The sequence below is a fragment of the Parasulfitobacter algicola genome (assembly GCF_013315265.1).
Lineage (GTDB): Bacteria > Pseudomonadota > Alphaproteobacteria > Rhodobacterales > Rhodobacteraceae > Parasulfitobacter > Parasulfitobacter algicola.
Genome location: NZ_JABUFE010000001.1, coordinates 209,088 through 221,243 on the forward strand (window position 1 = coordinate 209,088; position 12,156 = coordinate 221,243).

The following is a 12,156-nucleotide window of genomic DNA, read 5'->3' on the forward strand; positions in this document are numbered from 1 at the left end:
CCAATGGGAAAACGTGAAGAGTTGATCGAACAGTACGCTGACGATCTGAAAAATAAATGTGGTATGACACCCGATATGGACTTGCTGACAAAAGTCACCATCGGCTGCGGTCCTTCGATTTATAATGCGGATGCATCCACTGTTGCTGGCAGCCAAAAAGAAGAGCTTGAGACCGTTAAAGACAACTTCCTGATTAAGAAACTGGGTCTGAAAGATGGACCTGAATTAATGGAAGCAATCAATTCCGTCATCGAAACCTATGGTAAATCAGAACGTAATAAATACCGTGCGGTGGTTTATTATATGCTGACCAAGCACTTCAAAAAAGAAGATGTTTACAGCTAAGCCATTGGTTTACGCTATGAAAGCGCCTACAATTTGTGGGCGCTTTTGCGTTAACTATCTTTTAAGTATTTGATTTAGATACATTTTATTGAAATTAGCTCTTGCATTTCAATTTTAGATAGTATAGTCAAAATATACCGCGTCAGGATGGCCGGACCTTTTACATTCGAATACGTGTGGTGGATTGAAACACGTGGGGTGACGAAGGGTTCCGGTGTGCGCGGAACCCTTCGTTTTTGTTTATAGCTGATCACCGGACCTTTCCCGGCATTTTCGCAAATATAATACTTAAAACGGTGCTTTAGCTTTAAACCGCATTCCCGCACCACCATCAGGATGTTTTAGTTGTAAAACTTCCGAATGCAGCATTAATCTTGGGTAATCACGTGCGGCCCCTGTGGCATAGAATGGATCACCCAAGATAGGGTGACCAATCGCCAGACAATGCACCCTTAACTGATGCGACCGCCCAGTCTTTGGCATAAGCCGAAGCCTGCTTTCATGTGTATCTGACCTTAGAACGCGCCAATCTGTGATCGCAGCTTTGCCAGTTTCATGATCAACCATTTGCTTTGGGCGGTTAGGCCAATCAACGATCAACGGCAAATCAATCGTTCCAGTCTTTTCAATCACCTGCCCCCAGACACGGGCCACATAGGTTTTCTTTATATATCGTTTTTCAAACTGCAGGCCCAAATGCCGCTGCGCATGTGGAGTCAACGCAAAAACCATCACGCCTGACGTGTCACGATCCAACCGATGCACCAAAAGCGCCTGTGGAAAAACGGCCTGAACACGGGCCAGCAGGCAATCGGCCAAATGATCGCCTTTGCCGGGAACCGAAAGCAGACCCGACGGCTTGTTGACGATCAGGATCTGATGATCGTCATGCAGGATTTCCAGTGGTTCTTGTGGAGGACTATAGGCATTTTCCATATGGCCCAGATACATCCGCGCTGCGCTTAAAGTCCATCCTATTGATCGTGCTGTGGCAGACCATCGGTGATGTCATAATAATCACCCTTGTCTGCGACATAAATATGCTTCTCAAGCGTCAAACCCGTTGGCCGTTCAAGCGACCCCAAAGAAAAGCTGACCGATGTCGCAGTGTTGAGTTTCCAGAACAGAAATGATCCGCACCGCGCACAAAATCCGCGTTTTGCGACATCGGACGCGGCATACCATGCAACAGGTCCATTGATCGTAATATCGGCATCATCGATCACACCTGACGCCCAGACATGTCCTGATTGGGTCCGGCATTGTCCACAGTGACAAACAGATAACCCGCGTGGTGCGCCTGAAATCTGATATGTAATATCCCCACAAAGACAACTTCCTTTATGCATTTTAACCCCCTGATTCTGCTTTTGCATCTGAAAATGTCGCAGCTAAAATACGCATCAGTGCATCAGCGTCCTGTTCATTGAATGCATCAGGCAAATCACTGTCGATATCAAACACGCCAAGCAAATTGCCTGATTCATTCCATACGGGCAAAACCAGTTCTGACCGCGTCGAACTTGAACAGGCAATATGGCCCGGAAAGGCTTCAACATCTGCGACTATCTGCACCTGCCCCGTGCGGGCGGCCGCCCCGCAAACACCACGCGAAAATGGAATAACCAGACAGCCATGCCCCCCTTGATAGGGTCCGATCTTCAGGGTTTCGTGTCCAACATTGCGGTAAAATCCCGTCCAGTGAAAACGGTCATCTGAATGATGTACCTCGCACGTAACGGTCGCCATAAGGGAAACCACATCCGTTTCGCCATCGGTTAGGCTGGCAATGGTTTTGGCCAAATAATTATAATCCGGCATCAGAGTCTTTCTATTGCGATGGCAGTGCCTTCACCACCGCCAATACAAATGGCCGCCACGCCGCGCTTTAGCCCGCGCGTTTCAAGTGCGTTCAAAAGGGTCACCATAATCCGCGCGCCCGATGCACCGATTGGATGCCCCAAGGCACAGGCGCCACCATTCACGTTAACCTTATCGCGCGGCACACCCATTTCTTTCATAAAGGCCATGGGAACGACGGCAAATGCCTCGTTCACCTCCCACAGATCCACGTCATCTGCTGACCAGCCGATGGTTTGCAGCAGCTTTTGGGCCGCTGGAACAGGCGCAGTCGTGAACCAGCCCGGGGCCTGGGCATGGCTGGCGTGGCCAATAATACGCGCCTTGGGTGTCCGCCCGTTTGCCTCGCAATCGCTGTCACTGGATAGAACCAGCGCCGCCGCGCCATCTGAAATCGACGAACTGTTCGCCGCTGTCACAGTGCCATTTTCGCGAAAGGCCGGCTTCAGATTTGGAATTTTTTCAGGCTTGGCATTACCCGGCTGTTCGTCCACCGACACAACGGTATCCCCCCCACGTCCCGACACGGTCACAGACGTGATTTCACTATCAAATGCGCCGGATTTCTGCGCCGCAAGCGCATTAGACAGAGATTTCAGCGCGTATTCATCCTGTGCTTCACGGGTAAACTGAAATGCCTCGGCACAGTCTTCGGCGAAAGTGCCCATCAACCGACCCTTGTCATATGCGTCCTCAAGTCCATCAAGAAACATCGAATCCTGGACTGATTGATGCCCAATTCTGGCCCCGCCCCGCATTTTTGGCAACAGATAAGGCGCTTGGGTCATGCTTTCCATCCCGCCTGCGATCATAGTCCCCGTATGCCCCAGGGCAATCTGATCAAACGCCATCATCGCCGCTTTCATGCCCGATCCGCACATCTTATTCAGGGTCGTTGCAGGCACATCGTCTGATAACCCCGCGTAAAAGCCAGCCTGCCGTGCCGGTGCCTGGCCTTGTCCTGCGGGCAAAACGCACCCCATCAACACCTCATCCACCGTTTGAACACCTGCCTGGTCCATTGCTGCGCGAATCGCACTGCCCCCCAGTTTTGGGGCATCAATCGACGAAAACACGCCTTGAAACCCGCCCATCGGCGTTCTTGCAGCACCTAAAATAAAGACTTGTTTCATGAAATGTTCCTTTTGCCTGCTTATGCATACCGAATGGTAACTATTGCCCTTTAGCGTCACCCAAAGATCGGATGGAGATTGAGTGATGCACCTAACATCGACAGTGAAAGACAATGCGATTGTCGTGACCGTGGTTGATACCCGCATTGATGCAGCAGTTGCAATCAAGTTCAAGGACAGTATGCGCGACGAAACCAAAGAAGGCCCAGATCGGGTTATTCTGGATATGTCGAACGTGGATTTTGTCGATTCGTCCGGTTTGGGTGCAATTGTTGCCGTGATGAAGCTTTTGAAAACGGGTCAGTTACTTGAACTGTCTGGCCTGACACCAACCGTCGACAAGGTTTTCAGACTAACCCGCATGAACAGCGTTTTTGCAATTCATCTGAGTGTTGAAGAAGCACTGGCTTCAAAAGCCGCTTAGCATTCGACACATTCACATGATCAACAGGTTAAGTCATGCAGACTGAACGTTTACATTTTCCCGGTGAAACCATGGCGGTGCGGCATGCACTGGAAAACCTTAAGGCAAAAGTAATCCCATATCTTGATAGCGCCGAAGAAACCTCGACGGTTGAAATCGTATTAGCGGAAGTGCTTAACAATATTGTTGAACATGCTTATGCCGTTGAAGAAGGGTGGATTGAACTTCAATTTGGTAAAGTCTCAAACGGCATTGAATTTGATATTTATGATGAAGGCGTCCCTATGCCGGATGGCAAACCACCCATTCCCGAATTGTCATCCCTTGATGTGGCAACCGATGATCTACCCGAAGGTGGATTCGGTTGGTTCATGATCCATGATCTGACAAAAGAACTGACATATCGGCGGGAAAATAACAAAAACCATCTTAGTTTTCGCCTTTTTGTCGGTAAACATTTGTTTGCAAATTAAAACAGCGCCCAAAAATCAAAATAAGTGCACATTTTGTGATTCTATTTCCCATGGTGACCAGATTTAGATTAGTTCCGCTACGGAAAGAACATCCTTCTGTTTCCAAAACATATACAAAGAACACATTTCGAACCAATTGGCTTTATGAAAAGGCTTGTGTCGCATTATTGCCTTAGTCCGCCCCAACACCTGCCCGAAAACAATGTGAGAAAGTGCAGGTAGCTGCAAATGGCTTCCCTCGGCGTCGTGTTTTACAGCCCCCACCCAGTGCGCGACGTCGAGGTACTACTATCCCCCTGAATTTGGTAGACATTCTTTCACTGTGATCTAGGATCGCGCTGAAATTGGGGAACATATACATGCGAGATTTTCACCTTCCTGGCCGATCTGCCACATTTGCAACCAACGGAATGTGCGCAACATCGCACCCGCTGGCAGCCAAGGTTGCCCTTGATATTTTGGAAGCAGGCGGAAATGCCGTGGATGCAGCAATTGCTGGCGCTGTTTTGCTGGGTATTTGCGAACCGCAGATGACCGGGATCGGGGGCGATTGCTTTGTATTGCTGGACGCGCCCGGACAAGACAACGTTATCGCACTGAATGGTTCGGGCCGCGCACCACAAGCGTTGAATGCGGATGATCTTCGTGCGAAAGGGCTTACGACAATGCCCCTTAACCAGCCAGAAGCAGTCACAATTCCCGGTGCCATTGATGCGTTTTGCCGTTTATCCAAAGACTGGGGCACGCTGGATCTGGCACAGGTTTTTGCACCCGCAATTCATTACGCCGAAGCAGGCGTGCCCGTCGCACCCCGCGTCGCATTTGACTGGGCCATTGCCCAAGACGCGCTGAAAGGTACTGCACGCGACAGCTATTTGTTGAACGGCAAAGCACCAAAAATTGGACAAATATTTCGTTCACCCATGCAAGCCGACGTTCTGCGTAAAATCGCAGCCGAAGGTCGTAATGGATTTTATCAGGGCGAAATTGCCGAAGATATGGTCACATCGCTTCAGGCCATGGGCGGCGCGCATACGCTGGACGATTTTGACCAAACCTCTTGTCAGTATACCGACCCGATCAGCGGCCACTATGGAAAATTCGAACTGGTCGAACATCCACCGAACGGACAGGGTGCCACTGCGATTTTATTGGCAAATATCCTGTCGCATTTCGATATTGCAGACATGGCCCCCGATGGCGCAATGCGCGCACATATTGAGGCCGAAGCATCAAAACTGGCCTATGACGCGCGCAATCGCTTTATCGCGGATCCAACAGAAAAGCTGGATCATATGTTGTCATCGGAAACCGCCAAAGCACTGGCAGGCTTGATCGACACAAAACGCGCCATGCCATCGGCAAACGCGCTGTCAGAGGCTGTGCATAAAGACACAGTCTATATCACGGTTGTCGATAAAGATCGCATGTCCGTTTCGCTGATTTATTCGATCTTCCACAGTTTTGGGGCGGGCCTTGCATCAAATAAATATGGCATCCTGTTCCAAAATCGCGGCGCTGGATTTACATTGGAAAAAAATCACCCGAATGAGGCCGGCGGTGGCAAGCGCCCGATGCATACGATCATTCCGGGAATTTTGCGGCAAAACGACAAAACCATCATGCCTTTTGGTGTTATGGGCGGCGCTTATCAACCCAATGGCCATGCGCGGTTCGTGTCGAACCTGACCGATTTCAACATGGATTTGCAAACTGCTATCGACGCCCCACGCAGCTTTTCCGACGCAGGTGACATGAAAGTCGAACGTGGATACGCACCCGAAGTCAGACAGCAACTTGCCGATATGGGCCACAATGTCAGCATCCCAGAGGTCGCAATTGGCGGTGCTCAGGCGATACTTATCCGCGAAGATGGTGTGCTAGAAGGTGCATCAGACGCCCGCAAAGATGGCTGCGCTTTGGGCTATTAAGCCCCTAGTTCAGCTGGAAATGCAGCGGATAGGACCCGTCTTCGAACGGACCAAACAAATCCGGCAAATCAGGATGCGACACAGGTTCGCCAGATTTGTCCGCAACCAGATTTTGTTCAGACACATAAGCCACATAATAGCTTTGATCATTTTCAGCCAAAAGATGGTAAAACGGCTGATCCTTAAGCGGTCTGCTTTCCTCGGGAATGGCATCATACCATTCATCCGTGTTCGAAAATTCCGGATCCACATCAAAAATCACGCCGCGAAACGGATGTTTGCGGTGACGGACAATCTGTCCAAGGTGATATTTGGCACGTGTCTGCAGCATATTTTATAACTTTCTCTATCGTACCTAGACCTAAGTGACCGTAAAGTCCATATTTCAGCCAGTAACCAAGCGGAAACAGTTTGTGAACATTGTCCTTACAGTACTTGAGGTAACCGCCCCGGTTTTTCTATTGGCAGCGGTTGGATTCATCTGGGTCAAAATGGGGTTTGAGTACCGGGTTCAATTCGTGACCCGGCTGGCCATGACACTCTCAGTCCCTTGTCTGATTTTCGTGTCATTGATGCAAACAGACATTGCGCCGCAGGCGTTAACGGCGTTATCGCTTGCCTCGATCGCTGCATATGTTTTGGTAACTGTGCTGTGTTTCGTCTTGGTTTTGTTGGCTAAATTAGATCGTCGCACCTATTTGGCACCATTGATTATGGGCAATACCGGCAATCTGGGTCTGCCTTTGGCTTTATTTGCTTTTGGCGACGTCGGCCTTGGCTATGCGGTTGTCGTTTTTGCTGTCATGGCGATTTATTCTTTTACTTTTGGGGTTTGGATGGTGTCGGGCGGCGGGTCTGTCATCAAGGTTGTAAAAGAACCAATGGTCGGCGCGACCGTTCTGGGGGCCATCTTTTTGTGGCAGGGCTGGGAAACACCGCGATTTTTGACAAACACATTGGATCTGATCGGCCAGATCGCAATTCCCATCATGCTGATCACACTGGGCGTGGCAGTCGCGCGATTGCATCCGGGGCGTTTGGGCCGCGCCGTCTGGTTGTCTGTTATAAAGGCTGGTATATGCGCGGCCGCCGCCTGGGGTGTTGGTATCTGGTTTGAACTGGATCAGATCGCATTGGCCGTTCTTGTCTTGCAAGTATCGACACCCGTGGCCGTCACATCCTATCTTCTAGCCGAAAAATACGGGGCCGATGCAGATGCCGTAGCCGGGCTGGTTGTCATCTCGACATTGTTGTCGATCATCACAATTCCCGTACTTTTGATCTTTTTGATGTAAAATCTGCAGGAATAGGCTTTTCGAAATCGGATGCTTTGGGTTATTGTAAGAAAAAAATAACGAAAGCGAGAGGCAGATGAGCAGGACTTTTCGCGCATTGGCTGTGATGCTGGCAGTATCCGGATGTGGTGGCGGTGGAAGCGATAATTATTCCGCCCCGCGTAATTTGGATGATGCATGCAGTATCGCGGACCAGCGCCCAAACTATTTCAGTGCGATGAAGCGGGCCGAACGCAAATGGGGTGTACCCGTTCATGTGCAGATGGCCACGATTTATCAGGAAAGCAAATTTATCGGCAACGCACGAACGCCACTTCAGTACACGCTTGGCGTGATCCCGATGGGTCGCCAAAGTTCAGCATATGGCTATTCACAAGCGCTGGATGCGACCTGGAAAGAATATCAGGATGAACAGGGTCGTGGGCGTGCCAAGCGCGATAATATTGAAGATGCCACAGACTTTATGGGCTGGTATATGAACATCACCCGCGAACGGAACGGGATTGCGCTAAACGATGCCCGCAATCAGTATTTAGCCTATCACGAAGGGCACACAGGGTATGCACGTGGAAGCTATAACAGCAAAGCCTGGCTGGTGCGTATCGCTAATGAGGTCGGATCGCGCGCGTTATTTTATCAACTGCAATTGCAAAGCTGCGGACGGATTTAGCACCCATTGCTCGTCAATCCTTGCGGCTTTTCTCGCGAAGAAAGCCCGTCAGGGATTGATGAGCGGTCAGATTATTCAGCCAAATGACATGCCACACGCGCATTTCGCAGGTGGCGCATTTCTGGGTGTTCTTGCTTGCAGCGATCAACAGCCAAGGGGCACCTTGGGTGAAACGCACAGCCCGACGGTGGGTTAATTGGATCAGGAATTTCACCTTGCGGTGGGTCGACCTCGCGACCAAACCCATCCATCTTGGGGGCTGCGGCCAGCAACATCTGGGTATAAGGGTGCTTGGGATCGTCAAACAGATCCTTGGGCGTGGCCTCTTCGACCAACCGGCCCAGATATAGAACACCGATCTTATCGGCCATATGCTGAACAACGGTCAGATCGTGGCTGATGAACAGATAGGTCAGACCAAATTCGTCTTTCAGATCGCTCATCAAATTCAGAACCTGCGCCTGAACAGACACGTCCAGCGCCGATGTGGGTTCATCACAGACGATCAGCTTGGGTTCAGATGCCAAAGCGCGCGCGATACAGATACGCTGCCGTTGACCGCCCGAAAACTCATGGGGGAACTTGCTGGCATCTTCCGATGACAATCCCACCTGTTCCAGTAATTTTTCGGCCAGACCTTTGGTATCGCCACCGCGTGCCGCAACAGGTTCATTGATGATACTGCGCACCCGCCAGCGCGGGTTCAGGCTGGCATAGGGGTCCTGAAAAATCATCTGGATATCACTGCGGGCCGTTTCGACTTTGGCACGGTCCGTCTCGCGCAGCAGATCCACACCACCGATGGTCACATCGCCCCGGGTTGGTTTCAAAAGCCCCACGACCATCTTGCCGATCGTCGATTTGCCCGATCCGCTTTCGCCCACCAGCGCATAGGTTGTCTTTTCTTCGACTTCAAAACTGATGTCAGACACAGCTGTCAAAAGCGCCTTAGGCCGCCGTTCAATCACCCGGTTCAGCCAGGGTTTCGACACATCAAAAATACGAGTCAGATGCGAGATCGAGATCAGCGCGTTCATGCGGAAACCTTCTGGTCAGTATCAATCGGAAACCAGCACGCCGCGCCGTTTTCCAGTGTTGGGGCCGGGTCCATTCGGCAGGCATCCTGCGCCTTTGGACACCTCGGATGAAACGCACATCCGGTGGGCAATGCCCCAAGACGCGGCATGGATCCCGGGATTTGACGCAGGCGCTTTTGCCCCTTCGACGCCAGCGGGGTCGATGCCATAAGCCCTTCGGTATAGGGGTGTTTGGGTTCGGTCAGCACATCACGCACCGTTCCGATTTCAGCCAACCGGCCCGCATACATGACAGCCACACGATCACAGGCTTCGGCAATGACGCCCATATCATGGGTGATCAACATCACCGCCGTGCCGCGTTGACGACAAAGCCGTTTCAACAACGCGATAATCTGCGCCTGCACCGACACATCCAGCGCCGTCGTGGGTTCATCTGCGATGATCAACGACGGTTCAGCGCACAGCGCCAATGCGATCACGACGCGTTGTCGCATCCCGCCAGAAAATTCATGTGGATAGGAATTAATACGTTCGGCAGCCGCCGGAATGCCCACTTCCTCAAGGGCCGCAACGGCGCGATCTTCGGCCTCGGATTTGGTGATATCCAGATGGGCCAACATCGTTTCGGTCAATTGATCCCCGATCCGTAAAAGCGGATTAAGCGAGGTCAGCGGATCCTGAAACACCATCCCGATATCTTTGCCCCGGATTTTGCGCATTTTTTCATCAGGCAGGTTATCAATGCGCGTGCCGTTCAATAAAACCTGGCCACTTTTGATGTGCGCGGGGCGGTTCAACAGCCCGATCACCGCATTTCCGGCCATAGATTTACCTGCACCGGATTCACCGACAACACCCAGAATTTCACCTGCTTTGATATCATAGCTGACGTTATCAACAGGGCGCAGCACAGCACGGCGTGTCGGGATTTCCACGACAAGATCGTGGATCGAAAGAACTGTTTCAGCCATTAACGCAGTCTCGGGTTTAAAGCGTCGCGCAACCAGTCACCAAGCAGGTTGACCGATAACGCCAGTGCCAAAAGGGTGGCAGCAGGGAAGACCAAAATCCACCAATCGCCAGACAATAGATACTGCTGACCCTGACTGATCAGAGTTCCAAGCGACGGTTGTGTGGGCGACATGCCGACACCCAGAAAGCTAAGGGTCGCTTCGGCAATAATGGCCAATGCCAATGAAATCGTGGCGATCACAAGGACCGGGTTCAGCACATTGGGTAGGATGTGATACAGCATAATCGCGCCGGGGCCACGCCCGATCAAACGGGCGGCCTGTACATATTCCTTGTTCTTTTCAACCAATGTCGTACCCCGCACAACGCGCGCGAATTGCACCCAATCTGAAAGCCCGATCGCCAGGATCAGAACCCACATCGTGACCCTGTCCTGATATTCAAACGGAATCAGCGTTTTGGCGACCCCAAAGATCAGCATGGCCACCAAGATCGACGGCAGCGTCAATTGAATGTCGGCCATCCGCATGATGATGGTTTCCGTCCAACCGCCGACATAGCCCGCCAGCAAACCAAGCGTTATACCCAAAATCATGGCGAAGATGACGGCTGAAAATCCAATGAACAATGATATCCGCATGCCATACAGAATGGTCGAAAAGATATCGCGCCCCTGTTCATCGGTGCCCATCAAAAAGACCTTGCCGGTGAATTCATTGGGCACCATGGGACGTGAATTCCCGCTCATAATATCCCAAGTGGCGGGGTTAAACGGTTCATGCGGGGCGATCCAAGGCGCGAAAATCGCACTTAGGATCAAAACCAGCGTGACGACAGCAGCCACAATCGCGATGGGCGATTTGCGGAAATTAAAAACGAAATCACTGTCCCACATACGGGCCAAACGACCTGGGTATCTGTGTGCAGGCACCAGGCTTTTGTCCAATCCGGTATCGGCCATATCAGTGCCCCCCTGCCGTGCGGTCAACGCGAAGTCGCGGATCGATGGCAAAGTAAAGAAGATCGACGATCAGATTGATGATCACGAACATCACCGATACCAGCATCAGATATGCCGCCATCATCGGAATATCGACCGCACGGATCGCCAGAATGAACTGATTGCCGATGCCGGGCCATGCGAAAACGGTTTCAGTGATGATCGCAAACGCAATGATTGACCCCAGTTGCAGACCCGCAATCGTGATCACCGGCACCATCGTATTTTTCAAGGCATGGCGGAAATTCACCGCCCGTTCGCGCAAGCCACGGGCGCGGGCAAAACGGATGTAATCCTGGCGCAGAACTTCAAGCATTTCGGACCGGACCAACCGCATGATCAGCGTCATCTGATAAAGGCCAAGCGTGATTGATGGCAAAATCAACGCCCTAAGCCCACTTTCGGTCAAAAAGCCCGTTCGCCAACTGGGAAATTGAATTTGCGTCCCGAAAACCGACCACACCCATCCACCGATTATTACAGTTTCACCGCGCCCTTTGGACGGCAAGATCCCTAGCTCTACGGCGAAAAGATGCGCCAGCAGAATACCGATCAAGAAGGTTGGTAATGATACCCCGATCAGCGATAACGTCATAATGATACCCGACCCGAACCCGTTTTGTCTGATGGCCGTTATTACGCCCAAGGTGATCCCGATAATCAGGGCGAACAGTCCCGATACAAATGCAAGTTCCAGCGTTGCGGGGGCAGAACTGCGCAAAATATCCATCACCGGACGCTTCTGACGATAGCTGATCCCAAAATCACCCTGGGCCGCGTTACTGATAAATTTCCAATATTGCACTGGAAACGGCTGATCCAGCCCAAGCTGCGCTCGTACCCGTTCGATGTCAGCTTGCGTGCGTTCCTGACCCAACATGTTGTCAACAGGATCGCCCACATATTGAAACATGGAAAAGGCGACCAGACCCACGACCAGAAGGACGACGATGGACTGCAAAATTCGTTTGATTGTATAGGCGAGCATTCAGGTGTTTTTCACGTCTATTGTG

At 51.4% G+C, this 12,156-nt stretch carries 15 protein-coding genes; 6 read left to right on the forward strand and 9 right to left on the reverse strand.

From position 1 onward, the window contains the following. Nucleotides 1–3: 3 nt before the first annotated feature. Nucleotides 4–345: a DUF2853 family protein gene (locus HRQ87_RS01035; protein ID WP_174134495.1), complete on the forward strand. Its 342-nt coding sequence runs from the start codon at nt 4–6 to the stop codon at nt 343–345. Between the two features lie 288 nt (nt 346–633). Here HRQ87_RS01035 and HRQ87_RS01040 read toward each other — a convergent pair whose 3' ends face one another. From HRQ87_RS01040 to HRQ87_RS01055, 4 genes are read right to left on the reverse strand one after another with little or no spacing between them, the layout of a single operon-like run. Beyond that, nucleotides 634–1,281, reverse strand: coding sequence for an RluA family pseudouridine synthase (locus HRQ87_RS01040; RefSeq protein ID WP_174134496.1), 648 nt, complete (start codon nt 1,279–1,281; stop codon nt 634–636). A 38-nt stretch (nt 1,282–1,319) separates the two neighbouring features. Continuing rightward, entirely contained in the window at nt 1,320–1,694 is a 375-nt protein-coding gene (locus tag HRQ87_RS01045) for a GFA family protein (protein WP_174134497.1), read from the reverse strand. A gap of 1 nt (nt 1,695) precedes the next feature. Then, nucleotides 1,696–2,166, reverse strand: coding sequence for a GAF domain-containing protein (locus HRQ87_RS01050; RefSeq protein WP_425501489.1), 471 nt, complete (start codon nt 2,164–2,166; stop codon nt 1,696–1,698). Further along, on the reverse strand, nt 2,166–3,338 hold the full coding sequence (locus HRQ87_RS01055; protein ID WP_174134498.1) for a thiolase family protein: 1,173 nt from the start codon (nt 3,336–3,338) through the stop codon (nt 2,166–2,168). Before HRQ87_RS01055 ends, HRQ87_RS01050 begins: the two co-directional genes overlap by 1 nt. 85 nt (nt 3,339–3,423) lie before the next feature. Between HRQ87_RS01055 and HRQ87_RS01060 the strand changes: the two genes are divergently transcribed. From HRQ87_RS01060 to HRQ87_RS01070, 3 genes are all read left to right on the forward strand, one after another. After that, nucleotides 3,424–3,762: an STAS domain-containing protein gene (locus tag HRQ87_RS01060; RefSeq protein WP_174134499.1), complete on the forward strand. Its 339-nt coding sequence runs from the start codon at nt 3,424–3,426 to the stop codon at nt 3,760–3,762. Nucleotides 3,763–3,797: 35 nt separating this feature from the next. Beyond that, complete coding sequence (locus HRQ87_RS01065) at nt 3,798–4,235, forward strand: ATP-binding protein (protein ID WP_174134500.1); 438 nt, start codon at nt 3,798–3,800, stop codon at nt 4,233–4,235. A 359-nt stretch (nt 4,236–4,594) separates the two neighbouring features. Beyond that, complete coding sequence (locus HRQ87_RS01070) at nt 4,595–6,166, forward strand: gamma-glutamyltransferase family protein (RefSeq protein ID WP_174134501.1); 1,572 nt, start codon at nt 4,595–4,597, stop codon at nt 6,164–6,166. A 4-nt stretch (nt 6,167–6,170) separates the two neighbouring features. Here HRQ87_RS01070 and hspQ read toward each other — a convergent pair whose 3' ends face one another. Further along, on the reverse strand, nt 6,171–6,497 hold the full coding sequence (hspQ, locus tag HRQ87_RS01075; protein ID WP_174134502.1) for a heat shock protein HspQ: 327 nt from the start codon (nt 6,495–6,497) through the stop codon (nt 6,171–6,173). An 82-nt stretch (nt 6,498–6,579) separates the two neighbouring features. Between hspQ and HRQ87_RS01080 the strand changes: the two genes are divergently transcribed. Continuing rightward, nucleotides 6,580–7,461, forward strand: coding sequence for an AEC family transporter (locus HRQ87_RS01080; protein WP_174134503.1), 882 nt, complete (start codon nt 6,580–6,582; stop codon nt 7,459–7,461). A 76-nt stretch (nt 7,462–7,537) separates the two neighbouring features. Continuing rightward, the gene (locus tag HRQ87_RS01085; RefSeq protein ID WP_174134504.1) at nt 7,538–8,131 is read left to right on the forward strand and encodes a transglycosylase SLT domain-containing protein; all 594 of its coding nucleotides are present in this window, start codon (nt 7,538–7,540) and stop codon (nt 8,129–8,131) included. Between the two features lie 71 nt (nt 8,132–8,202). Here HRQ87_RS01085 and HRQ87_RS01090 read toward each other — a convergent pair whose 3' ends face one another. The 4 genes from HRQ87_RS01090 to HRQ87_RS01105 are packed head-to-tail and all read right to left on the reverse strand — an operon-like array spanning nt 8,203 to nt 12,131. After that, nucleotides 8,203–9,168, reverse strand: a complete 966-nt coding sequence (locus HRQ87_RS01090) for an ABC transporter ATP-binding protein (protein ID WP_174134505.1) — start codon at nt 9,166–9,168, stop codon at nt 8,203–8,205. Further along, entirely contained in the window at nt 9,165–10,142 is a 978-nt protein-coding gene (locus tag HRQ87_RS01095; RefSeq protein ID WP_174134506.1) for an ABC transporter ATP-binding protein, read from the reverse strand. The genes HRQ87_RS01090 and HRQ87_RS01095 overlap by 4 nt, the downstream gene beginning before the upstream one ends. Beyond that, complete coding sequence (locus tag HRQ87_RS01100; protein ID WP_174134507.1) at nt 10,142–11,104, reverse strand: ABC transporter permease; 963 nt, start codon at nt 11,102–11,104, stop codon at nt 10,142–10,144. Before HRQ87_RS01100 ends, HRQ87_RS01095 begins: the two co-directional genes overlap by 1 nt. Nucleotide 11,105: 1 nt before the next feature. Continuing rightward, a complete protein-coding gene (locus HRQ87_RS01105; RefSeq protein ID WP_174134508.1) occupies nt 11,106–12,131 on the reverse strand; it encodes an ABC transporter permease in 1,026 nt (341 codons plus the stop codon). Nucleotides 12,132–12,156: the final 25 nt, after the last annotated feature.